We start from the raw sequence: 23,570 nt of genomic DNA on the forward strand, positions 1-23,570 counted from the left end.
TTTCAGAGCAATTTCGTAGGGGCGGCAAGGGATATCGAAAAGGGAAATGCTGTTGTTTCCCTTTCGTCGGGTGTGGGCGAAGCGCCACGACGTTGATTCTGATTTTACCTTTAACTTAAACTTAAAAACAAAAAAGCTCAGAGGAAAACCTCTAAGCTTTTCAATTTGATCAGCAAAATAAACCTACATTTCAATCAAACAATCGGTTGAAACGCTGTCAGCGAATCCAGCATTGTGCTGTTCCCCAAACCTTGTCTTGGGGCTACCGTATTAAACTGACCTTGTTCACCATGTAGTGCCATGTAGTTTAGCAATACAGTATCAACCAATAAGTTAACGTTATTCGCCGATGGCGCTGATGCGGTATCCACTGAGGCGTCTGAGCGCATAAAACCAATCTGTTGGTTTTGTGCCATTTGATCCGCATTTGCACCCATTAATTGTGGCTTACCCGTTGGGTTATAGACTAAGAAAAACGAAGCGCCTGTTGATGAGTTATCACCAGTCCATTCACCTTTACCTCGCCCTTCCATTGATTCATCAATGCGGCCGTTACTGGCAACGGAGCCATCACTGAACACATACATCATCAATGGTTGGTTGCGCCTGGCTGCGTACTCTAAACATGCCCCCATACAACGACCCGCTCGTAAATCTCGTAACTCACCTGTGCCACGCTCACCTGTGTGATAGTCAAAGCCGCCCATGGTGACGGTACCCGCTCCAGAGAAACCATTTACGACTAGTTTCATAATCGATGCGGTTTTTTGAAACTCTGATTCAGAATCAAATTCGTTAATCGTGAATATGCCCGCAGGGCCAACAATATCCGGATCGAGTACCGGGTTTAAGGTTGAAGGATCGCCAAATCTATCTGCTAAATCCGCACTTTTTACATAACCACAATTGACTAAATCTTTAATCACATCGTCACGGGTGACTTGAGTATTCACTGAAGCCATTTTCTGAGCACTTATACGCTGAATACTTTCCATCACAGTGACGGCATCGCGCTGCGACAATAAGCTAAATAAGTCACCCACATCGACTAAGCCCGTCACATCTGATGGACGATCAATCTTAGTCGGGCGCATACTTAAATCAATAAAGTTATTCGGCGCCATAGAGTTGCCACCAGAATCTGTGCTGCGAGAGCCAACCAACGGCATCAGTGAACCATTCGCACCAGCTGCAGCAATGGCATACATTGGATTATGCGGGTTATTACCGGTGTCATTGTCAGAGCGACATGGGATAACGGCACCATTTATACGTGATGCCGTATCTGCTGAGACTTTTTCTAGAATGCCACGTAAAAAAGCAGAATCAGAATGAAATGCTAAGCCTAAGTCTGTATTAATAAAATCAGACATGCCCACATCAGGGTTAGCAATTGATGGCGCCATATCACCAGGTAATCCCAGTTTGTTATAGCCAGCGGTTGATAAGAAATCTTGCTGGCCACCTGCACCGCCCACCAATACATTTGAACCTGCGATATTTGCACCGCCAGCCAAGTCAAAACTAATAAAAGGAATTTTGCCTGCGCCTTGAACACTAATACCGCAAGAGTCCCGCAGTGCTTCTAAGTCAGAAGACAATGCTGCATTAGCTTGGTTTGGGTTAGCAAACATACTCATTAACGATAAGCCTGCTATCGCTTGGCCACCTTTTGCTAAGCCTGTTGAGATAAACTCACGTCGAGTCATCGGCTTGCGATGATCAGAAAACAATAATGGCGTGTCCGGATGAAGATGCTTTGGTTTAGTCATGTTGAAATCCTTTTGAACAGGCTAATACACTTGCCACATTGACCAGTTTCAATTTTGAACGAGAAGTAATATTCAGTTGCTGTTTTATCATTATTACTCTCCTATTGAATCAACATAACAGCACTAGCGAGCACTGCAGCACAAGAGGCTTTAGCAATCGTTTGGGTGCGTTCTGCATTACAGTTTGTACCACAAACTGATAAGTGGCTTACCAAAGAGTCCAGTTCATCATACACAGCAGTTGCATCTGGCTGGGTTGCAAGACTCAACGGCATTAATTGATTAATAAGCGGATTAAGCAATGCTGGGCGTTGCGCTGCATTTAATGCGTCAGCAGGTGCAAGGCTAAAGTCGACATCAGGAAACCAAGTTGTGCGAATCGTGTTGTCGTCAATAGCAACATCACAATAGGCAATGGCCAGTTGCGTTACCCCCATTTGCTGCGCTGAAATAAAGGTATCAATATTTTCAACACTGGGCAGTTGCCGCTTCACTAACTCATAGGTATCAAAGACTTTTGTATTTTGTTGTGCCACACCGGTTAATTCGCTCATGGTATGGTTAATTTCGGCAAAATTACGTAGACCAATATGCGATGTTTCTGTGCTGGCTGGGAGTTCTTCTGGTGTAATGACAACACCCGGTACGCGAACATTTTCGTGCTCACCTATTTGCTCGAAAGTTAAGAAAAACTCATCTTGGCTGGCACCTTTTTCAAGGCCAATAATCGTGCCGAGTGCCGAAATTGGCATTGGTTCAGCAATTTCTTGACCACTGTCTATGGTTAAATCGACATTGGAGTATGCCTGGCCCTGAGCGCTTTCTTTGCCGTTAATGCCAAGGCGGATCCCGCGCATATCAAAGTTGTCCGCCACAGGCGTGCCATTAATATTCACCAGTGATGCGCCAGTAAATAAGTAACTATAATTATCAAATTGACTGACTTCGAACATGACGTAGGTTTCGGGTAAATCAATTAAATGACTGACTGAAAACAGTAAGAAAAATTTCTCACCAACTCCAACATCGTAGTTTTGGCTAATTTGTTCTTGCTCGAGTACACGGTTATAAATCGCTAATAAACGAATATCCCCTTGCCATACATGCTGGTTTGAGGCTTCGCGACCTAGTATTAATGCAAAGCTGTCATCCCATGATGCAAGCGGCGAAATATCTTCGTCAACGGCGTCAATAAGGTTGCCATTAACATAAATACGTCGCCCTTGAGTTGCATTGTAGGTCAATACCACATGCTGCAATGTTGCTTGTAGCACTTCATCAGCATCAGGCGTACTTAACGCAGGCTCACCGTTTACTGTTGAGCTTTCTGTGCGCAACATAAAGTCATAGTTATATTGTGTCTGACCTAACGTGAAGTTACGCGCATCATCACCTGCAGAATAGGTGACGATTCTTGCTGGGCCTTCTTGGGTAACGTTGTTTGGAGTCACCCAAGCCTCGATAGAAAACTCACCCGTTGAGGTAATAAGGTCATGCAGTTTCTTACTATTAGCGGTACTGGCTTGCGCTTTGCCGTTAGTAAAAGATAATCCCCAGCTGCCTAGCCACTCAACATCACCTGTTAGTGATAAATTGGCTTCTGGTGCTATGCCTGATGTGTCATAAGCAATGGCACCTTCACCCGTCTTAAATTGATAAAGCGCAATCACATCAGTTTCAAAACGGCCACCACTGGATGCGGTAATACCGTCGGTTAAACGTAATGACTTTGATACCACCATGTCTGGTGAAATTTCATCGACTTCAATGGCATCACTCATTGCTGTAATCCCAGCAAGCATTTCATTGCTATTTTCCTGACAGTTAGTCCAGCAATTATGAAACTCGCTACCCAAACGAACCACTAAACGTGATTGGGTTGGCTCATCAATATTAATGACATTTTTGGCTGATTCATAAGCTTGATTAATGTCATTGCTGGCAAAAAATGGCGACTGGGCAAACGTTGCTGATTCATTATGACAGTCACTGCAATACTGGCTTACGATAGGGTAGACATGCTGACTAAATAAGCCGCTATCATCGGGAAAGCTTTTACTGGCTCCTGGTTCTCGTATGACTGGTGATGTCAGCTCAATGGTATTGGCGCTGCTGACTCGCTCATCAGCCCACAGCTTGATCCATGAAGTCATGGTTTCACCACAGGCACTATCACTGTCTAACCAGCAATTATGGCCACCAGCGACTTTTTCAACTAAACGAGATGCTGCAGGATCTGTTAAGTCTACTAATGGGTTAGTCGCAGCGTACGCGTCATTGACGTTTTCTCGACTAGCGAAATACGGCGCTTGATTACTTTCAGTATGACATGCTCCGCATCGATTTTGCCCTGAAATATTATCCCACAGCGACACTTTATATTTTTGAATGTCTTCTGTAGCGGGCGCAGGACCTGTGTAGACATCAGAGCCAGGATCTTGCTGTTGAGGTGGATTGCTTTCGACATCTCCCCCACCACAAGCGGATAAAGTTAATAGCAAACAAATAGCAGAGAGTAAGGTTAGGTTTTTATGAGGTAATATCACCGTTATTCTCCCATACAATAATTGCCAACTTCAGCAAACACACGCTTGAGTTGATATGAGTTTTGTTGAAAAGATGCAGTTGTAGCAGCAATCTGATTAATGTCTTCAGTTGACTCTGCATCTCTTAAACATACGGTTTTAAATACTTTTTTAACTTGGCATTGGGCAAATGCTTGGCTGTTAGCAAACTCTTGGCCTAATGATTTAGCCCCAAAACCTTTACCATTGAGTGATTCGTCCCACCCAAGCTTTTGGTTAACACCTTCACGCCAATAATTTTGCCATTCATCGTCTTCTGTTACGTAACCATAAGGGAAACTGGTGGAGTTAATATGGTATTTCCCCTGTACTCTGGTGCCAGTGTCAGGATCTATTTGACCACTTTGGTTATAGGTAATGGCCCCACTATCACCATCAGGGTCGCTCTCAACATCAAAGTCATATTGATAATATGCGAACCCTTGAGCAAGGGGGTCCATTCCACTATGGCAAGCCAAACAGTTATTGATAAATAACCGGCTATCACCACCAGGGCTGCGGCTCACATCTTGGCGAATTCTGTCAGGTGAGCGAGTATTATCTTTTAAAGGCTCTAAATCAGTACAAAGGTGATTCATCAAGGTAAACCGCACCATCGCTCTGTTAGTGCCTAAATAGAAAAATGCTTTTGCCGCGGCGCGACTTGTAAGCACTCCAGCTGTTGCATCGCTAGGTAAGCCGTTAACACTGGATTGAGTGGTTCGCTCTAGGCCTGACTTTAAATCAATAAATTGATCTTCAAGTGCCTGATAATGAGCATTATCACGGGTGCTATAAGCGGGAAGGTTTAGACTGTTATCGCCTACATAAACCATATCAGCTTGAAGTAACTGCCTAAAATCCACATCATCTCGAACCGCACCAATCACAGTAGCGCTGTAATCATTTAATGGTGCAAAGCTATCTTGATCAATATTGGTCCATGGAGTAGCAAATAATTTAAGCGTAGTCGAATAAAAAGCGGGGTTTTCCATTGCTAAATAAGCCGCTTCAATTGGCTTACTGTCACTAAGCAATACAGACATCTCATTGAGTGTTTGCTCTGATGCTGGGACACCAGCGATTCTGTCATGTAACTGTTTGGCTTGCTCTAATGTACCAGCAGAGGTGTTTGCTGAAAAAATAGTCAAGCATGACAACAAAAGCAGAGTAATACCTTGTTGAACTTTAAGCTGGGATACATCAATTCCATTCAAAAAATGCCGACTTTTAAGCGTATAAAGTTGCAACTTCATACTGTCTCCTTGTCATTGTTCTTAGCTAACAATTGCTTTAGTAGCAATAAGATAAAAACGCAGACAATGATCGAGTATTCTAAAATCATAAAGCTTGTTGTTTTTATTTTGTTAACTTTATTTTTTACTTGGCAAAATAATTTTTGCTAAAAAGTATTGAAACACTGAGACTAGGCGGCAATAATGTCAAGAATTATTACATTTTTACTATGTAACAATAACAATAATAACAATTGCGTATTAAGGGTAATAAATGAGGCCAATTTGGGGCTATGCAGGGAAGTGCGTCTATATCATTCTGGCCTTCTTTTATCTTACAGGATGTAATACCGATACAGCCATTAAGGATGAGCAAGCTGATCCTGTTTTAGTTGAATACCCTGTTATTTATATTCAGCGTGATCTTATCGCTTTAGATGGCGATGAAGGTGCTCAACCTGCCAGTTTTGATTCTCGTCACCCCGCTCAGTTTAATCCCGGCGCTCAGCTTTTCGTCAAACGAAATGCCTTTAGCGACTCCCCTGTTACTAACATATCAGCCCAGTTATTTGCTGATTTACTGCCAGAAGATGCACCTGCTGACACCATTCAGGCTATTGATATTCGAGATTTGTCAGTTTCAGATGATGGCCAACAATTTTTAGTGTCAATTCGAGCGCCTGAAATTGAAGATGCGGATGAAATGGACCAACCGAGTTGGAATATTTGGCGTTATCAACTTGCAACACAAACTCTTGAACGAGTGATTGTCAGCGATACCACTGCTGAGCAAGGTGACGATCTCATGGCATCGTTTTTACCTGACGGCCGCATCATTTTTGCTTCGACTCGCCAGCGTTTATCTAGAGCGATTTTATTAGATGAAGGTAAGCCCCAATACACCGCCCTAGATGAAAGCCGAGATAATGAAACCTTCAATATTCATGTGATGAATGCCGATGGTAGCGGTATAGAGCAATTGAGTTTTAATTTAAGCCACGACACACACCCATTAGTGCTGCAAAGCGGTAAAATTTTGTACAGCCGCTGGGATAATATGGGCGGTAATAAGGGCATAAACCTGTATGAAATGAATCCTGATGGCACCGATAATAAGTTGATGTTTGGCTGGCATTCACATCAAATAGCCTTCGATCAGCAAGATGAACTCATCGAATTTGTTAAACCACAACAGCTGCCGAATGGTGAGATCTTACTTTTACTCTCTTCACAAGACGAAACCAGCTACCAAAAGCGCCCTGTGGTGATTAATATCGAAGAGTTTACTGATAACCAACAGCCAACCTTTGCGTCTGGTGCTAACGATAGTGCCATTAACGATTTAGCATTCAGTTTCGAGTTTAATTTTAACTTCTCAGATAACCTTTCTCCTTCTGGACGATTAACCCATTTAACGCCACTACCTGATAATAGTCAGCGCTATTTATTAAGTTGGGATTTATGTCGTGTCGTGATTGAAGAGCAAATTCGTGCTTGCGGGCAGCTAACTGATGAACAGTTATTGGATCCCACACTAGAACTTGCCGATCCCTTGTACGAGCTTTGGCTATTAAATGATGCCGATGGAACTCAGCAATTAGTCGCTGATAGTGAAGAAGGAAAAGTGATTACTGAAGCCTTAGTCATGCAACCGAGTTCACAGCCAAAAACATTTATAGCCAATAAAGTGATCGGTAATGAACTTGATGCGCAACTACACGAAGAGCTGGCAGCAGCCATTGATATTCGCAGTGTGTATGACTTTGACGGTCAAGACAGTAGTGCTAATTTAGGCGGGATTAGCCAACTCAGCGATCCAACCCAAACACGTGCAACTGAGCTACCTGCACGTTTTTTGAAAGTAGTTCGTGGCGTGCCTATGCCATCAGATGAAGTCAGAGATATTCCTAATACAGATTTTGGTCGTAGTCGCAATCAGCTAATGCGTGAAATTATTGGTTACACGCCAATACAATCTGATGGCTCTGTAAAAATTAAAGTCCCAGCTAATGTTCCTTTGGCTATCAGCGTATTGGATGCATCTGGTCAACGTATTGGTGGCCGTCATAGCCAATGGATTAGTTTAAAGCCGGGTGAAACACTGCAATGTAAAGGCTGTCATACTGCAAACAGTCAATTACCCCACGGCCGTTATGATGCGCAAGCTGAATCCATTAACCCCGGAGCAACGGGCGGGGCAGCTTTTACAAACGCCACACAAAACATCATTCCCACTCAAGGACAAACCATGGCTCAAGCTGATGCGATGGTTAATGGTATCGCCGAGTTATCGGCTAACTTAACCTACGAAGATCGTTGGACCAACCCCGCATTATCTACGGTTAATCCCAGTACAGATTATTCCTACCAAAACCTTGCTACACCAGCGCCAAATGGTAGTGAATGCTTTAACAATTGGAATGCTTATTGCCGAATTCAGATTAACTATGAAGAACATATACAGCCATTGTGGGATTTGCAGCGTCTTGCAATAGATGAAACGACTTTAGCAGTTCTTGCTGATAACACCTGCACTAGCTGCCATAGCATTGTTGATGACAATAACCTTGCCCAAGTACCAGCTGGGCAGCTTGAATTAGTAGCAACGCCGTCCACTGACCAACCTGCACACTTTACTAGCTATCGAGAATTGTTTTTCAATGATGTCGAACAAGAAGACATTGATGGCATTATCGTCGATCGCTTAGTCGTGGTTCTCGACGCTGATGGCAATATTGTCTATCAAGTTGATAGCGAAGGTGAGCTTATTCTTGATGCTGAAGGTAACCCAATTCCGGTTATGACGACAGTAAATGTGCCAGCCATCATGTCAACTAACGGCGCAAGCGCTAGCAGCAACTTTTTTGACACCATGAATGATGTCACTCATCAAAACATGCTGTCTGCCGACGAACTCAAATTAATCGCTGAGTGGATAGATATTGGGGCGCAATATTACAACACCCCTTTTTATACACAAGAGTAGTAAACACTGACAACAGCACATAAAGGAATGATGATGTTACAACAAGGAAACCATGTTTAATTATCCATTTACCATGAAGTGGTTAAGCCCAATATTATTGTCTATGGCAATGATGCTTCCTTGCTATGCCCTTGCGGCTGAGCCTACTTCCATTCCTGAACGTGACACCACAGTCGATTCATACCAAGACACAAATACAGCGGCAACATTGACCATAGACGTGCCTTTTATCGAGCTACATTCAGGCCCAAGCGCAGGCTACCCTGTAGTGCATGTGGTAGAACAAAGTGAAAAAGTGACCGTGTTAGTCAAGCGAACGGCTTGGATAAAAGTGCGTGACAAACGTGGGGTTGAAGGTTGGTTTCACGAAGATGATTTGTTCGGTTTTAGTCAACATGGACAAGCCGTTGAACAAACTCAACTCGGGACTGATGCATACCTTAATCGAGATTGGGAAGCCGGGGTAATGTACGGCGATTTTGAAGGTGCAAACCTTTACACCATCCAACTCGGCTATGTATTTACCCCTGTATTTAGCGCTGAAATATCAGCAGGTAAAGCACTTGGCAGTATATCTGACAGTGATTTATTCGAAGCCATGTTAATTAGCCATCCTTTTCCTGAATGGGTAGTTAGTCCATATATTGGTGTTGGCGGTGGCATTATTAAAACTAGCCCTCACAGTGTTATTGCAGATTCACAATCACGTGAAAACACCTTAATGAGTGCGGCAGCAGGCCTTAAATATCACTTAGGCCGTAACTTTATTTTACGGGCTGAATATAAGTTTTCTCTGGCATTAACCGACCGAGATGAAAATGAGCAACTGCAATCTTGGCAACTCGGTTTTAGCGTATTTTTCTAAACATATTAATTAACATCAAAGTCGTCATGAAGGTAGCAATGAAAACAACAATAACAAGCCGTGCTAAAACCGCTTTGAAAAGCCGATTCACTTATTGCATGCTGGCACTAGGGCTCAGTTTCAGCGCTGGAGCCTTAGCTCAAGAAAACCCAAACAGTGTTGGTGTTAAAGCCGATGTTGAGCGTCGTGAAGTGTTGGACGATGTATTAGATACCGAAAATTTCGAGATCGGTTTACAAGGTGGCTTAATGTCGATTGAAGACTTCGAAAATAGCCCTTGGATTAGTGCACATTTAGGCTACCACATCAGTGAACACTTTTATGTCAAAGCCCGTTACGCCATAGCTGAAGGCGGTGATACCAGTTTTGAAAAGCTAGCTAATACAGCCCCACTGTTGACAGATGAAGAACGTGAAATGCGCTATTACGGGCTGAATATTGGGTATAACTTTTTACCTGGCGAAATCTTTTTCAGTGAAGACTTAGTGTTCAACAGTGTCTTTTCATTTGAATTAGGTGGCGGCAGCACTGAGTTTGCTGGTGATGAACAGTTTACTGTCAACTTAACTGCTAACTATCGAGTATTTTTAACTGATTGGGTTGCTTGGGATCTGGCCATGAGTGACTACATTTTTGACACCCAAATCACTGGCTCAAGTAAAACGACTCATAACTTGACCTTTGCAACCGGCATAGCCGTTTACTTTTAACCTGAGGTTATTGTTTACATAGCGCAATAAGCAACTGAGTAACGAACAATAACAAGCAGTGAAAGACAGAATAAAAACAATAAAGGATTATTAATGTTTAAATTAAATCAAAGCCTAAAAAGCTTAGTATTGGCTGCGACGCTAGGACTTACCGCGCAAGCAAATGCGGTGACAACCGGGCAAGTTGCACCAGATTTCACCCTTAAAAATATGCAAGGTGAAAACCAAAAGCTGTCTGAGCAGCGTGGCAATATTATCTTAATTAATTTCTGGGCTTCTTGGTGTGGACCTTGCCGTAAAGAAATGCCCGTACTGCAAAAATTACAAGATAAGTACCAAGACTTAGGTGTCGCAGTTTGGGGGATTAATGTCGAGCAAGAAAACCAAGCCGGTAAAGACTTCCTAGCAGACTTAGATTTAAGCTTTGCTATCTTTTTTGATGAAACTAACTCCCTTTCAGAAACCTATGACGTGAAAGCTATGCCAACCACTGTGATGGTCGATCGTGATGGTGTCGTACGATACGTCTTCTTAGGTTATCAAGACGGCTATGAGAAAAAGTACGCCGCAGCTATCAAGAAACTAATCAGAGAGTAACGCTATGAAGTCTTCTATGACAAAGCTCATCATGTTAAGTGCAGGATTAAGCTCATTATTAACGCTCTCAGCTTGCTCTAGTCTTGATATAGAGCCTTGGGTAAAACCTTACGAGCGCCAAAACTTAGCCGACCCTATTATGCGTTTTGGTCGCCACCCAATTGCCAATATGCATGTAGCTCATGTGCTTGAAGCGCGTGAATCAGCAAGAGGCGCTGAAGGTACGGGAGGCGGTGGTTGTGGCTGTAACTAGAATAATGAACCATACAGTATGTAAGCTAATCACATTGCTGCTCGTTAGCATAAATGTCCCTTTATCATGGGCAGCTATTTTAGAGCCAGATAGAGCCGATGCGCTTTATCATAGTTACGAAGGCGGCGGGATGAAAATTGACGGCCCTTCTGTGCTGCTGCGAAAGAAGGCCTCCGAGTCATTAGCTTTCACAGGTTATTATTATCTAGACAGTATTTCTTCTGCGTCAGTGGATGTACTCAGTACTGCCAGCCCTTACACTGAAAAACGTCATGAAGGTCAAATTGGTGTTGAATACCTAAATGACAAAACCCTAATGACGTTTAATGCTAGGCAAAGTGACGAAGACGATTACCTTGCCCAGTCTTTTAGTATTAACGTTTCGCAAGATACCTTTGGCGACTTAACCAATCTTAGTCTCGGTGTGTCATACGGTGACAATGAAATTCGCCGAAACGGTGATGACCTATTTGAAGAGCAAAGCCAACAATATCGAATTCGTGCGGGCATCAGTCAGATTTTAACCCGTAACTTAACTGCACAACTTAATTTTGAAGCAATTGCCGATGAAGGCTACCTTAATAACCCATATAGAACAGTACGTTTTATCGATACTACCAGCCCTTCAGGGGTAGGCTATCAATCCGAAGTGTACCCTGAAACCCGTAACTCCTTTTCGAGTAAATTGTCAGCCAGTTACTTTCTTCCCTATCGTGCAGCGCTATTTTTTCACTACCGATACTTTAATGATAGCTGGGAAATCAATGCCAATGATGTGGAGCTTGGCTATCGTCACCCGATTGGTGACTACTTAGAGCTGGAGTTTAAAGTGCGCTATTACCAACAAACTCAAGCTGAGTTTTATAGTGATCTGTTCCCTTATCAAGATGCCCAGAATTATCTCGCTCGAGATAAAGAGCTTAGTGATTTTAATGACTTAACCTTAGGTTTAGGCGTGACTTATTTAATGCCTGAAAGCCTGTCCTTTGGAGATAACCGCTCAGAGGCCAGCCTGCAATGGGATTACATTACCTTTGACTATAGCAACTTCAGAGATCCTACCGCTGAAGGTGGTGTCGGTAATGAGCCATTCTATAGCTTTTCAGCCAATGTCATTCGTGCTTTTTACAGTATTTATTTTTAGTAGTACGCAACTCAACGCTGCGTCCAAGGCAATAATATGAAACGAACACAACAACTTTTCAGCTTATCTCAACGAGCACTGTACGCGCTCTTTTTGAGCTTATGTATCTCAGTATCGCCAGTCGTCGCGGCTGATGCCTCACAAGCGCAAAGCAGTATTGGTAGCGAACTTGAAGATATTAAAAGCCAGGTCATTCAACTCAATCGTGATTTGTTTATTTTAGAAGAAGATTTACTTTTCCCTGCCAGCACGCAAATAGCAGTCTTTGTCTCCGTGGATGTTGGACGTTTTTTTACCTTAGATAGCGTCGAGCTAAAAATAAATAACCAAGATGTGGCTGGATTTTTATATACCCAGCGTCAGCGCCGCGCCCTTGAAAAAGGCGGCATTCAAAAATTATATATGGGCAATTTAAAAACTGGCCAGCATCAATTAACAGCAATATTCACCGGCATTGATGCAGAAGGACGCACGATACAAAGAGCAGTCAACCACCCTTTTGAAAAGACAGATGAAACCATCATGGTTGAATTAAAGCTTGAAGACAGCGAATCAAGTTACCGAGCTGATATTAGCGTTGAAGAATGGGTTTTATAACAGATGATACCAGTGCTTCAACGAACCCAAGCCGCCGATATCAGTAAACAATATCGTCATCCAGAGCGAGATAAACCAGCTAAAACGAAGTTTTTGTCGCTACTGTCTCTGATGACATTCGCTATTGGCTGCAGCAACAGTGTTTCAGCAACTGAAGTAAGCACGGTGACCACTGCTAATACTGAAGTCACGACTCAAGCAAACCAAGTACTGCGCAATAAACTTTATCGCCAAGCCTTGTATTACTACTTTGAAGGCGATTATCAAGCAGCGTTAAAGCAAGTCAGCATTAACCGACAACGATTTGATGCCGATACTGCTAAAAGTCAATTGTTTGAAGCTGGGCTGCAAGTATCAGTTGGTCTTCATCAAAAAGCGACTCGCACCTTATCTTCATTTGAGCAAACATTGGCAATTGAGCAAGCGTTAACTGGCAACAAAAACCAAGCCAATCAAACGTCTTCTCAGTCTCAAAAAAATACTTCACCCGCTGAACTCAAGTTAGTTGCATTATTGCAATTATCAGAGCAGCAAATAGAGCAAGGTCAGCCATACCAAGCGCAGCAAACGTTGCAGCGTATTACCCAAGTCCCTAACAGCTATATTGAGCAATACCATATTCTTAACCAACTGGCTTATTGGCCTAACGAGCCTGCCATAATGGCAAAGATTGCGGGTGGTGTTAATGCATCTGCTTCTATCAATCACGATAACCCAGCTGATAACCAGTTAGCTTCTTCATCGTTATCGGCTTACGTTATGCTAAACCAAGCACTGCATTTCATTGAACAAAAGCAGTACCAACAAGCTGAAACCCTGCTCATTACAATAAAAAATATGCCTTTGGCTGAAACTGAAACGGGCTTTTGGCAAAGCTTGTTCACTGAAAAAACGCCTTCAGAACTTACCGCTCCAATGACAGCTGAAAATAACGAAAACAACCAAAAAAGCGTTACAGACCAAGAATCTGATCAGCAAGTACAGCAACAAGCGATCAATGATTATGCGCAACTGTTATTAGCGCAAACGTATGTCAAACAAGGCCAATATCAAGCAGCATTTACACAATTAAAAGACTTTCCCCAACAGAGTCCTTATACCGAATCAGCGTTATTTTTATATGCATTTTCAGCACAGCAATTGCAGCAATATCCCATTTCATTAGCGCTATTGGATCTCCTAAAACGCCAATATCCTTATTCTTTAATGGGTTGGCAATCGGCAATATTACTGGCCGCTCAGGTTCGTGAGCAACAAAGCCTTGAACAAAGTCTAACAAGCTACCAAGAAGCAGAAACACTTTATCTTGAACAATTAGCACAATTAGACGCTTTTGAAGCAGCACTAGAAACTCGCTTTAACACAAGCCAAATAATGCAAACCGCATTAACCCCGCAAGGGTTAAGTCCTGAAACACTCGAAAAGCACCCTTGGCTTGAAAAAGCGCTAACAGACAATGCATTGAAAAATGACTTTACGACATTAGCCAGTTTATCCCTATTGGAACAGAACCTTACTCAGCAACAACGTAAAAGTGACTGGCTCGCTGAGACTATCGATTTAAATAAGCAGCGTAGAGAAAAAAGGTTAGCTCAACAGCAATTAAGCGATTATGAAAACCTTATTAGTCAACTAACCGAACGCAAGCAGCAACTTAGCAAACAGATCCAAGCTGTTGATGTTCCTGTCGATGAAATTACCTTCCAGCAAATGCAACTATTTGCCAATAGTACCGAACAAGCATGGTTACAGCGGATTGAATCAAGCAAACAAGCACTTACTAACATTGCCTCAGCACGTGACACAGAAGATGATTTTCTGCGACTAACACGAGTAGAAGGTGCGCTGAATTGGCAGCTGCAACAATCTTTTATTCCACGTTTATGGCAACACAAAAAACTATTAAAAGACATCGACACCCAATTACAAACATTAAACGCTCAATATGTTCGTTTTAAATCAGTCTCGCAATCTCAACAAGGCGCCACTGAGTATGCTATCCGTCAGCAGAATTTAGCCAAACAAATCGAAGATATTACGCGTGACATCAAGCAAGCAAGTCACAAAACACAGCTAACGATTCAACAAAAACTGCGCCTATTTACCCAAAATCAACGTCAACAGCTAACGCAGTTATTGCTGACTTCACGCCATGAAATGGCAGCGGTACTGGAAAGAATGAGCCAGCAAGATATAACACCGAGCAATGCGATTACCTCTGATAACTTGAACACAACTAAGCTCATGCCCCAACAGGAGCATTCTCCATTGAGTTCATTGACTGCTCATTTCGAGCAAGTGGAGAAGCATTATGCAGCGCACTAACCCACTCGCTTTACAAGCCAACAACTCTGACACTAGCAATGTTTCAAGCCTTGGTAGCAATGTGGCCTTAACTCTTCCTAAACGCTTTGGTGTATCACGATTGGTAAGTTGCTTAGTGTTAATCAGTCTAGCGGGTTGCCAACTAACCGATGAGTCGCCAACGTCAAGCAAACAACAGCGACCAACATTGACAGATTTAGCCAATAGCCAGCCTCAAGTAAACTATGAAAAACAGCAATTAAGCCAAGCTCAGCGAAAAGCGAAGTTAGCATTAATTTACCAGCAACTACTGACGTTAGAGCCAGATCCAGAAGTGCGAACTCATGTTGAATATCGCTTAGTTCAAATCAAATCAGAACATTTAGAAGAACAAATGTTTGGCGAAGCCTTTGATTATGTTGCCAGTCAGCAGTCTGACATGTCGGCGCAAGAAGCTGAGCAGCTGGCGTTAACTCAGCTAAAACACAATGATCAACAGCTCGATAAGCTTATTGCAGAATACCAAGTATTACTGAACCGTTACCCAGATCGAGACGAGAATGAACACTTGCAGTACCAACTTGCGAAAGCACTCGATGTGCAGGGTGAGATAGATGCAAGCTTGATCGAAATGGAGTCATTACTGACTCGCTACCCTAATACTCAATATCGAGCAGAACTCAACTTCCGCCGTGGTGAGATTTATTACAACTTGCAAGATTACCCTGCTGCGATTCAAGCTTATCAGCAAGTAGAGTCGGCAAACGACAATGATAAATATCTCATCAATAGTATTTACATGTCGGGTTGGGCGCTATTTAAGCTCAATCGATTACCCGAAGCGGATGCAAGATTTTTGCAGGTGTTTGATAACATCATTGCGGCAAACGAAGAATTAATTAGTACTGATAATGAACAGTTAACCCAAACCAGTTTTGAATTTAACAAGTTAGCAAGCCGCTACCAAAATCTGGCTATCGATGCGCAACGCGTACTGAGTATTTCATTGTCTCAACAAGAGCAATCTCGCTCACTGCTTAACTTGGTAAACCAACAAAAGTCATCCCCTTACCTGACGATATATCAACATGTACTGTTTGATAATTTGGCCAAATTTTTACTTAAAAAAGAGCTACAGCATGACGCAGAGCTGACTTATCAAACTTATATTGAATTTGACAAAAATAACATTTGGGCTGCGCGTTACTCATTAGCTTTGCTGGATTTATATCAACAGCAAGGCAAGTTCGCCTCGATGCACCGTCTTAAAAATCAGTACGTTGAACAATATGGCTTATCTAGCCAATTTTGGACTCACGCTAATACCGCACAGCAGCAAGAAGTGTTACCGCATTTATTAGCCTTCAGTGACGAGCACAGTCGTCGCCTGTATGCCAGTGCACAACAACTTCCACCAGGGCAAGCTCGCATAGATGGATTTAAAACCGCTGCAAGTGCTTTAAGTGTTTACTTACAACTTGCTAAGTTGCCACAAGCTCAATCTTTACTGACCAAACCTATTCACGGTGACGAGTATCTATTTGCTGATGCAAACTATGAAGCGCAGCAATTTAAACAAGCCTTAATCAGTTATGAGGCTATCGCTTATGCACAAAAAGATGCGATCGCCCTACCTGCAGAGCAACTTGCCTTACAGCAAAAAGCGGCATTTGCGACCACGTTGACCATCCGATCCATATTGTCACAACATGATGAGTCAGTGGTGAAAGGCGATGAAATAACACCAATAAGTCAGTCAAAAAGACAATCCATCATCTCGGAGCGAACCCGCTTAGATAAGCTATTTATTGCCAACCACCCACTTGATAAACGCGCGTTAGAGCTTGCTACCGATGGCGCACAGTATGCATTTAACGCCAAGCAATTTGATGATTTAATCCAGTTCAGTCAATTTGTATTACTGCGCCACAAAGTGATTAATCAGGCAAATAGCAATAGTAATACCAGCAACAAAAATGACAGCGAAGAAAATGCGCATGCTGCGCTAGCGGTAAATCAACAAGCTGGAAGCGAGCCAGAGAGCAGGCTTATTCGTTACGATAACTCGCAAGTCAGTAATCACTTGCGTCACGGGCAAGCCTTATCAAGTGTTGCATTAACACAAGTACAAGTTGTCAGCCAACTGTATGCCCATAGTTTGTACCAACTATCACACTATATTCAGGCAGAATCGGCTTACGACATCGCCCTGAATTACCTCAATGCCAGCACAAATCTAAAGCCACAGCAGCATAAAGCCAAAACAGAAATGCGCAATTTATTGGCATCCAGTATCTACTTTCAAGCCCAAGCCAATAAGGCGGAAAACCCAGCTTTAGCAGTTAAGGATTTGAAACGGATCAGTACCAGAGTGCCAGAGTCACAATATGCGATAAACGGCCAATTTGAGGCTGCCAATATTTTGCTTTCCCAACAAAAATGGCAACAAGCTATTGAGGTCTTAGTGCCCTTTCAGCAGCGATATCCAAACCATGAATTTAGCGCCACGATCCCCGCTAAATTGGCGCAATCTTACGAAGCATTAGAAGAATGGGAGCTTGCCGCAGAGCAGTTGCTGATTATCGTTGCTAATCAGCCCTCAACAGAATTAAAACGTGAAGCCCAGTACACAGCTGCAGAGTATTACCTAAAGGCAGGCAATACCGAAAAAGCCCGTTTAACCTTCAGAACCTACGCTAGAACTTACCCTGAGCCGTTTGATTTAGCCCAAGAAGTTCGCCTAAAAATGAGTGGGTTTTATCAAGTATCCAATGAACCGAACAAAGAATACTATTGGTATCGCCAAATTCTCAGCGCCGACAAAAAACAGCGCCATCAAGCTTTAGCTATTGGCAATCGTGAGGTCGTTATCGCTTCCATTGCTGCAATTTCGCTTGCCAAAGCTCATCAGCAAACATTTAAAACCATTAAGCTAACAGCGCCGCTCAACAAGACGTTAAAACGTAAACAAGATGAAATGAAACTTGCAATTAACTATTACCAGCAAGTATTAGATTTCCAGCAAGCACAATATGTGCCCCAAGCCACTTATGAACTTGCAGAGATGTATCGTCAACTGGCGGCCGATGTTATGGACTCTGAGCGCCCATCAGATTTAGATGAACTGGCACTAGAAGAATATGAAATCTTGTTAGAAGAATTGGCCTACCCATTTGAAGAAAAAGCGATTGAGATCCACATCAGTAACTCGCAACGTGCTTGGCAAAATATATACGACCAATGGGTAGGTAAAAGCTTTGCCACACTCACTGAATTATCCCCCGCCTTATATAACAAACCGGAGGTAACTCATGATGTTATTGAAGCGATTCATTAAAGCGCCGCTTATTTGTATGACTAGAAAAAGTCTATGGTTAAGCTTTTTTGCTTTAATACAAGGATGTAGCAACACTCAAGTTGCAGAAAGCCAAAACGACAACATCACTGAGTTAGAAAGTGATTCGGCAGCATTAGTTGAGCTGGTAGACACCACAAATGGTGCCCAAGCATCGATAGAGTCATCATTACAAACAAGCTCAGCAACAAGCCAAGTGAATGCTTATGAAGCAGAGGCTAAGCAAAAGCTGGCAAACGTTCCAGCCTCTGTATTAGAGCAATATCAGCAGGCGATAGCGTTAATGAAGCAACAAGAGTGGCAACAAGCGGATGCGATGTTTTCTGTAATCATTAACGCAGAACCACAACTGTCAGGTGCCTATGTTAACCAAGCTATTATTGCCCTCAATCAAAACCAGTTAGATAAAGCTAACGGACATTTAGCCAATGCCATTAGTGCCAACCCAACTAACCCTTATGCCCATCAAATCAAAGCTAACATAGCCAAAACCCAAGGCAAGTTTGAACAAGCTGAACAAGGTTACTTAACGGCACTTGAAATTTGGCCTAATTACCCAGAAGCGCAAGTTAACCTTGCGGTTTTACTGGAGCTTTATAGAGGCAAATTGCTAGATGCTCGCCACTATTACCAATCTTATTTACGCTTAAAACCAGATGATCAACTTGCTCAGCGTTGGTTGGCAGGCTTAGAAATTAAAATTCAGCGTGCAGGTTTAACCTTGCCTGAAGGAGAAAGTTAATATGTCGACATTTATTCCTTCAGCAACACTCAAGCGCTTTGTCAGCTCAATGCTGCGTAATGGTGGATTGTTTTGTATTTTTTGCCTATCAGCGATTCAAACACATGCGGCCGAACCTGCTAGCTCGCCCAATAACCCCGTACTGATTGAAACCAAGGTGACCGGCACGCAAGAGCAACCCAAAGTTCTCTACATCATGCCTTGGCAAGGGATTACAAATCCAGTTGCGATTCAGGATACTGACATGCAAGTCACCTTACCTGAATTTAACCCGATACATCCGAAGCAGTTTCAGCAACAAGTAAGAGAGTTCAGCCTTAACAAGAGTAAGACCAATAACGATTAATCAATAATAAAAATTTACCCGAAAACACGTAACTAACGATTCAAAACAATTAGGACGAGTTAATAAGAACTATTCGTTCAACTCAATAAAAAGGAAAATATCATGAGTTTTACCGACCATATCATTGCATTTTTACAAAATGGCGGCCCATTCATTTACCCTATCGCATTAGTGCTCGTGGTAGGTTTAGCGATCACGATTGAACGCTGGTTATATTTAAGTTCAGCACATCGCACAAATCAAAAAGCCTTTGCACTGATTAAAGAGGCATTAAAAAAAGGCGACGTTGCAACCATCAGCCAACATGCACAAAACAATAAAGCGCCAGTATTTGACGTCCTCCAATCAGGGATTGTTCGTATCTCTCAAGCTGATCGTCGTGAAGATGTGGAATATGCGATGGAAGAAACCATCATGGAATACATGCTGAGGCTAGAAAAGCGCACACCATTCATTGCAACGTTAGCCAATATCGCCACCTTACTCGGTCTTCTCGGTACCATTATGGGCCTAATCGCGGCATTCTCTGCCGTGGCAAGTGCCGATCCAGCAGAAAAAGCCAATCTACTATCATCAAGTATCTCAGTTGCAATGAACACCACAGCATTTGGCTTGATCACAGCTATCCCATTGATTTTATTCCACTCAACCCTGCAAACGAAAACAGCAACGATTGTAGATTCAATTGAAATGGCAGGCATTAAGTTACTTAACTCTTTGTCATTTAATAAGCATACGGATTCTGATCGAGGCTAATACTATGAGACGCCGTCGTCGCCCCAATACCGAAGACGCTGAACTCGATATCACTTCGTTTATGAACTTGATGATCGTGTTAGTGCCAGTATTGCTGCTTAGTTTAGTGTTTTCACAAGTGCGGATTTTAAATCTGCAACTACCTGTGTCTGCAGAATCTCAGCAAGCTGATGAAGATCAAGAACCTAAGGTACTTGAGCTGGTGATCACCTCGAATCACTTAACCCTTAACTACCCAGCGGGTATTTTACTTAAACGTTTTGAAATAACTGACGAAGGCTATGACTTCAAGGCATTATCTGTATATTTACAAGATTTGAAGCTGACATTTCAACAACAAGCCATTGAGAAAAGAGATATCGTGTTGTTGCTTGAACCCAATGTGGATTACCAAACCATCGTCACGACAATGGATACCGTTAGATCTTATAAAGCTGTGGTTGCCGCCAATTTAGTGGATGCTGAGTTATTTCCGCTTATTTCATTAGGCGACGCTCCAGAAAATAGCCTTGAGCAAAGTGCAAGCAGTACAACCGCAGGAGGCCAGCCATGAAGCAATCTTCAAGAGCTAAGCGTCTTGCAAAGCACCACAAGCGCTTTAAAGCTGGCGGTAAACTTAATCTTGTCGCATTAATGGATATTTTCACAATCTTGGTTTTCTTTTTGATTGTGAACCAATCAGAAGTGCGGGTATTGCAAAATATCGAAAAGATAGAATTGCCAGTATCGATTGCCGAAGAACTGCCTGTTGAGAACCTGGTTATCACTGTATTGCCAGACACTGTGCTCATTCAAGAGCGTGCAGTGTGGCAAAACTCTGACGATAAACCCAATTTTAGCGAACAAGAAAATGCGCAATTTATTGCCGCTATCACCACAGAGCTGACCTATCAAGCCAGCAAGCGTGTTGAATTAACAGAGTCCGAAAAGGAAAAAGGACGAGCGGTCACCATCATAGGAGGCTCTGACACGCCTTACCTAGTGTTGAAACAAATTATGGCTGCATGTGCTGAAACAGGCTATCGCAATATGTCACTCGCTGTTGAGCGACAAGCCAGTAAAACACAGAGTGAGGGCTAATATGACCACAGCAAGCCTTACTCATAGCAGTGATAATAGCTTTTCTGATATCGGTGATATGTTTAAACCAAGTAGACAAGATAGATTATTTAAACAAATCTTAATTTTGTTACTGGTGGTTTATGTCATCTTTGGTATTGGTGTCCCTTTTTTAGAGCAAGTGGAAGTGCCAAGGGAAGTCAAAGAGCAATTGCCACCTCAACTGGCCAAAATCATGCTGAAAGAAAAACAACTTCCAGTACCTGAAAAGCCAAAAGAGGAACCTATCCCAGAACCCGAACCAGAAAAACTCGAAGAAAAACCTGTCGAGAAAGTGGAAGAACCACCAAAGATGCAACCAACAACTCGAGAGGCAGCAAAAGAGAAAGCACAAAAGTCAGGCCTTGCAGCCATGAAAGATGAGCTTTTTTCGATGCGTGAAGCTTTTGATGTTAAACCTGCAGCGCAAAGTAACCTTGAGCAAAACCAAGCCCAAGAAGTGAAAGTAAAACGCAAATTACTTGCCGCAGCGGCTAATACACAAAGTGAAAGCTTATCGACTTCGACCGTGCAGCAAACCGTGGTATCTGATGCGATTAGCACTAAAAATACCCAGCAAATACGGTTAGCTGAAGAAGAGGTATTAGCAGTCGCAGGGGCGAATGCAGAAATTGATCGTGAGGCAAGTTCTGCAGGTCAACGTTCTGAAGCGGCGTTAAGGCGTACCCTTGAGGCCAACAAAGCACGATTGTATGCACTGTATAACCGTGCTTTGAGAAAAGATCCTTTTCTTAAAGGTAAAGTCATGTTCGAAATTGAAATTCAACCAAACGGCAGCATTAGTCGTGTCGATATTCAATCGAGCCAATTAAATAACCCGAAATTAGAACGCCAATTAAAGGTTGTTTTACGTTCAATCAGCTTTCCTGCTGAGGATGTAGCGACCATGACGACAATTTGGGCCATCGACTTCTTACCCAGCTAGTTAATCGCATTAACGACAAACAAAAATACGGCCAATAGGCCGTATTTTTTATAGGGTTAGCACCATCACTTGCGCATTGTCGCCATAAGTCTCACTGGCGACATTATTTACATCAATGCTAAAGCCCATTTTCTGCCAAAATGACATTGAATGTTGAATCGCGACTAATTGAATGTGTTGGTAATGGCCAGCTTTAGCAATATCAATTAACTGGGTTACCATTTTTTTACCAGCGCCTTTGCCTTTAAGTGCTTTAGAAACTGCTAAATCATGTAAGAACAGTCTGTCCCCTTTATTTTCATTTAAAAGAGGCTGATAAAGCTTAGGAGGCGTTTCATCGTGCCATTCGTGAGCGAGCAAGTAAGCAAGGATGTTATCCGCTTTATCTTGCAGTACAAAACAGCAGTGAGGCGAATGTAGCCACTTGCCTCTTAACACCTGCAAACTTTCTGGCTCAATCTCAGTATAGACCTCACACTGTAACTCAAAAATCGCTTGCCACATTGATGGTTCAATCTTGTTTATCTGCATCACATTCTCTAAAGATAGCTCGCTAATAACAAACGCCGTTAGGGTTCTGAATAATCAAAGCGCCATTGTTAAGCACTAGAGTGCTTCAAGCATAACGCTGATATTAAATTTCAGGCAACAAAAAGCCCGTCATAAGACGGGCTTTTGCTCTAACCGTAAGGTTAAATATGGCTGGGATACCAGGATTCGAACCTGGGAATGCCGAGATCAAAACCCGGTGCCTTACCACTTGGCGATATCCCAAAAACTTGGATATGTCACTCTTAAACTAGGAAGATGTACATATTGAAGAAAATTTGATGGTACGGGAGGAGAGACTTGAACTCTCACACCTTGCGGCACCAGAACCTAAATCTGGCGTGTCTACCAATTCCACCACTCCCGCATCAAATTTTTACCAGAGTAAACTCATTTAAATCATGAGTAAACGCTGTTTCTTGCTCTTTTCTAACTAAGTAGTTTAGGGTTTCCCTCTACTCTACCTTTTAAATATGGTAGCAATGGCGGGACTTGAACCTGCGACCCCAGCATTATGAGTGCTGTGCTCTAACCAGCTGAGCTACATTGCCAAAGATGGCTGGGATACCAGGATTCGAACCTGGGAATGCCGAGATCAAAACCCGGTGCCTTACCACTTGGCGATATCCCAATAATCTTTACTACTTACTTTAAAATGGCTGGGATACCAGGATTCGAACCTGGGAATGCCGAGATCAAAACCCGGTGCCTTACCACTTGGCGATATCCCAATCTAAAGCTTTTTGAAAAC

General features: G+C 42.7%; 19 protein-coding genes and 5 tRNA genes. 15 read left to right on the forward strand and 9 right to left on the reverse strand.

Annotated features, from left to right (window positions below; genetic code table 11):
* Positions 1–194: 194 nt before the first annotated feature.
* The 3 genes from AN944_RS16425 to AN944_RS16435 all read right to left on the reverse strand — a co-directional run bounded on the left by AN944_RS16425 (position 195) and on the right by AN944_RS16435 (position 5,592).
* Entirely contained in the window at positions 195–1,772 is a 1,578-nt protein-coding gene (locus tag AN944_RS16425) for a hypothetical protein (RefSeq protein ID WP_055025735.1), read from the reverse strand.
* Positions 1,773–1,873: 101 nt separating this feature from the next.
* Positions 1,874–4,318, reverse strand: coding sequence for a LamG domain-containing protein (locus AN944_RS16430; protein WP_235530954.1), 2,445 nt, complete (start codon positions 4,316–4,318; stop codon positions 1,874–1,876).
* 2 nt (positions 4,319–4,320) lie between these two features.
* A complete protein-coding gene (locus AN944_RS16435; RefSeq protein ID WP_055025736.1) occupies positions 4,321–5,592 on the reverse strand; it encodes a hypothetical protein in 1,272 nt (423 codons plus the stop codon).
* 253 nt (positions 5,593–5,845) lie between these two features.
* On the opposite strand from AN944_RS16435, the gene AN944_RS16440 reads away from it, so the two are divergent.
* The 15 genes from AN944_RS16440 (at position 5,846) to AN944_RS16510 (ending at position 22,270) form a co-directional block, all read left to right on the forward strand.
* Entirely contained in the window at positions 5,846–8,557 is a 2,712-nt protein-coding gene (locus AN944_RS16440) for a hypothetical protein (RefSeq protein WP_055025737.1), read from the forward strand.
* A 52-nt stretch (positions 8,558–8,609) separates the two neighbouring features.
* Positions 8,610–9,422 (forward strand): SH3 domain-containing protein, encoded by an 813-nt coding sequence (locus tag AN944_RS16445; protein WP_055025738.1) that lies wholly within the window; start codon positions 8,610–8,612, stop codon positions 9,420–9,422.
* Positions 9,423–9,460: 38 nt separating this feature from the next.
* Positions 9,461–10,132, forward strand: coding sequence for an outer membrane beta-barrel domain-containing protein (locus AN944_RS16450; RefSeq protein WP_055025739.1), 672 nt, complete (start codon positions 9,461–9,463; stop codon positions 10,130–10,132).
* Positions 10,133–10,225: 93 nt separating this feature from the next.
* A complete protein-coding gene (locus tag AN944_RS16455; protein ID WP_055025740.1) occupies positions 10,226–10,729 on the forward strand; it encodes a TlpA disulfide reductase family protein in 504 nt (167 codons plus the stop codon).
* Between the two features lie 16 nt (positions 10,730–10,745).
* A complete protein-coding gene (locus AN944_RS16460; protein ID WP_197495523.1) occupies positions 10,746–10,982 on the forward strand; it encodes a DUF4266 domain-containing protein in 237 nt (78 codons plus the stop codon).
* The gene (locus AN944_RS16465) at positions 10,969–12,126 is read left to right on the forward strand and encodes a DUF3570 domain-containing protein (protein WP_235530957.1); all 1,158 of its coding nucleotides are present in this window, start codon (positions 10,969–10,971) and stop codon (positions 12,124–12,126) included. The genes AN944_RS16460 and AN944_RS16465 overlap by 14 nt, the downstream gene beginning before the upstream one ends.
* A 36-nt stretch (positions 12,127–12,162) precedes the next feature.
* Positions 12,163–12,723 (forward strand): AraC family transcriptional regulator, encoded by a 561-nt coding sequence (locus AN944_RS16470; protein WP_200913382.1) that lies wholly within the window; start codon positions 12,163–12,165, stop codon positions 12,721–12,723.
* A 3-nt stretch (positions 12,724–12,726) separates the two neighbouring features.
* Positions 12,727–15,048 (forward strand): CDC27 family protein, encoded by a 2,322-nt coding sequence (locus tag AN944_RS16475; protein ID WP_055025743.1) that lies wholly within the window; start codon positions 12,727–12,729, stop codon positions 15,046–15,048.
* Complete coding sequence (locus tag AN944_RS16480) at positions 15,035–18,364, forward strand: tetratricopeptide repeat protein (RefSeq protein ID WP_055025744.1); 3,330 nt, start codon at positions 15,035–15,037, stop codon at positions 18,362–18,364. The genes AN944_RS16475 and AN944_RS16480 overlap by 14 nt, the downstream gene beginning before the upstream one ends.
* A complete protein-coding gene (locus AN944_RS16485; protein ID WP_082420040.1) occupies positions 18,339–19,124 on the forward strand; it encodes a tetratricopeptide repeat protein in 786 nt (261 codons plus the stop codon). Before AN944_RS16480 ends, AN944_RS16485 begins: the two co-directional genes overlap by 26 nt.
* A 1-nt stretch (position 19,125) precedes the next feature.
* Positions 19,126–19,470 carry a hypothetical protein gene (locus tag AN944_RS16490; RefSeq protein WP_055025746.1) on the forward strand — a complete coding sequence of 115 codons (345 nt, stop codon included), beginning with the start codon at positions 19,126–19,128 and terminating at the stop codon, positions 19,468–19,470.
* Between the two features lie 102 nt (positions 19,471–19,572).
* A complete protein-coding gene (locus AN944_RS16495) occupies positions 19,573–20,226 on the forward strand; it encodes a MotA/TolQ/ExbB proton channel family protein (protein ID WP_055025747.1) in 654 nt (217 codons plus the stop codon).
* A 4-nt stretch (positions 20,227–20,230) separates the two neighbouring features.
* Positions 20,231–20,779 (forward strand): biopolymer transporter ExbD, encoded by a 549-nt coding sequence (locus AN944_RS16500; protein WP_055025748.1) that lies wholly within the window; start codon positions 20,231–20,233, stop codon positions 20,777–20,779.
* On the forward strand, positions 20,776–21,306 hold the full coding sequence (locus AN944_RS16505; protein ID WP_055025749.1) for a biopolymer transporter ExbD: 531 nt from the start codon (positions 20,776–20,778) through the stop codon (positions 21,304–21,306). The genes AN944_RS16500 and AN944_RS16505 overlap by 4 nt, the downstream gene beginning before the upstream one ends.
* Position 21,307: 1 nt before the next feature.
* On the forward strand, positions 21,308–22,270 hold the full coding sequence (locus tag AN944_RS16510) for an AgmX/PglI C-terminal domain-containing protein (protein WP_055025750.1): 963 nt from the start codon (positions 21,308–21,310) through the stop codon (positions 22,268–22,270).
* A 48-nt stretch (positions 22,271–22,318) separates the two neighbouring features.
* On the opposite strand, the gene AN944_RS16515 is transcribed toward AN944_RS16510, so the two are convergent.
* The 6 genes from AN944_RS16515 to AN944_RS16540 form a co-directional block, all read right to left on the reverse strand.
* Positions 22,319–22,801, reverse strand: coding sequence for a GNAT family N-acetyltransferase (locus AN944_RS16515; RefSeq protein WP_055025751.1), 483 nt, complete (start codon positions 22,799–22,801; stop codon positions 22,319–22,321).
* 168 nt (positions 22,802–22,969) lie between these two features.
* Positions 22,970–23,044 (reverse strand) — tRNA-Gln (locus tag AN944_RS16520).
* 57 nt (positions 23,045–23,101) lie between these two features.
* Positions 23,102–23,186: transfer RNA gene (locus tag AN944_RS16525), tRNA-Leu, on the reverse strand.
* A gap of 107 nt (positions 23,187–23,293) precedes the next feature.
* Positions 23,294–23,370: transfer RNA gene (locus AN944_RS16530), tRNA-Met, on the reverse strand.
* Positions 23,371–23,375: 5 nt separating this feature from the next.
* Positions 23,376–23,450: transfer RNA gene (locus tag AN944_RS16535), tRNA-Gln, on the reverse strand.
* Positions 23,451–23,475: 25 nt separating this feature from the next.
* Positions 23,476–23,550, reverse strand: a tRNA-Gln gene (locus tag AN944_RS16540).
* Between the last annotated feature and the right edge of the window lie 20 nt (positions 23,551–23,570).

This window comes from Shewanella sp. P1-14-1 (assembly GCF_001401775.1).
Lineage (GTDB): Bacteria > Pseudomonadota > Gammaproteobacteria > Enterobacterales > Shewanellaceae > Shewanella > Shewanella japonica.

Bases quoted from the DNA above. Each gene is read 5' to 3' on its own strand.
- AN944_RS16515 (WP_055025751.1), bottom strand. From the start codon at position 22,801: ATGCAGATAAACAAGATTGAACCATCAATGTGGCAAGCGATTTTTGAG.
- AN944_RS16480 (WP_055025744.1), top strand. From the start codon at position 15,035: ATGCAGCGCACTAACCCACTCGCTTTACAAGCCAACAACTCTGACACT.
- AN944_RS16435 (WP_055025736.1), bottom strand. From the start codon at position 5,592: ATGAAGTTGCAACTTTATACGCTTAAAAGTCGGCATTTTTTGAATGGA.
- AN944_RS16490 (WP_055025746.1), top strand. From the start codon at position 19,126: ATGTCGACATTTATTCCTTCAGCAACACTCAAGCGCTTTGTCAGCTCA.
- AN944_RS16475 (WP_055025743.1), top strand. From the start codon at position 12,727: ATGATACCAGTGCTTCAACGAACCCAAGCCGCCGATATCAGTAAACAA.
- AN944_RS16450 (WP_055025739.1), top strand. From the start codon at position 9,461: ATGAAAACAACAATAACAAGCCGTGCTAAAACCGCTTTGAAAAGCCGA.
- AN944_RS16455 (WP_055025740.1), top strand. From the start codon at position 10,226: ATGTTTAAATTAAATCAAAGCCTAAAAAGCTTAGTATTGGCTGCGACG.
- AN944_RS16510 (WP_055025750.1), top strand. From the start codon at position 21,308: ATGACCACAGCAAGCCTTACTCATAGCAGTGATAATAGCTTTTCTGAT.
- AN944_RS16445 (WP_055025738.1), top strand. From the start codon at position 8,610: ATGTTTAATTATCCATTTACCATGAAGTGGTTAAGCCCAATATTATTG.
- AN944_RS16470 (WP_200913382.1), top strand. From the start codon at position 12,163: ATGAAACGAACACAACAACTTTTCAGCTTATCTCAACGAGCACTGTAC.
- AN944_RS16440 (WP_055025737.1), top strand. From the start codon at position 5,846: ATGAGGCCAATTTGGGGCTATGCAGGGAAGTGCGTCTATATCATTCTG.
- AN944_RS16495 (WP_055025747.1), top strand. From the start codon at position 19,573: ATGAGTTTTACCGACCATATCATTGCATTTTTACAAAATGGCGGCCCA.
- AN944_RS16500 (WP_055025748.1), top strand. From the start codon at position 20,231: ATGAGACGCCGTCGTCGCCCCAATACCGAAGACGCTGAACTCGATATC.
- AN944_RS16425 (WP_055025735.1), bottom strand. From the start codon at position 1,772: ATGACTAAACCAAAGCATCTTCATCCGGACACGCCATTATTGTTTTCT.
- AN944_RS16505 (WP_055025749.1), top strand. From the start codon at position 20,776: ATGAAGCAATCTTCAAGAGCTAAGCGTCTTGCAAAGCACCACAAGCGC.
- AN944_RS16485 (WP_082420040.1), top strand. From the start codon at position 18,339: ATGATGTTATTGAAGCGATTCATTAAAGCGCCGCTTATTTGTATGACT.
- AN944_RS16460 (WP_197495523.1), top strand. From the start codon at position 10,746: ATGACAAAGCTCATCATGTTAAGTGCAGGATTAAGCTCATTATTAACG.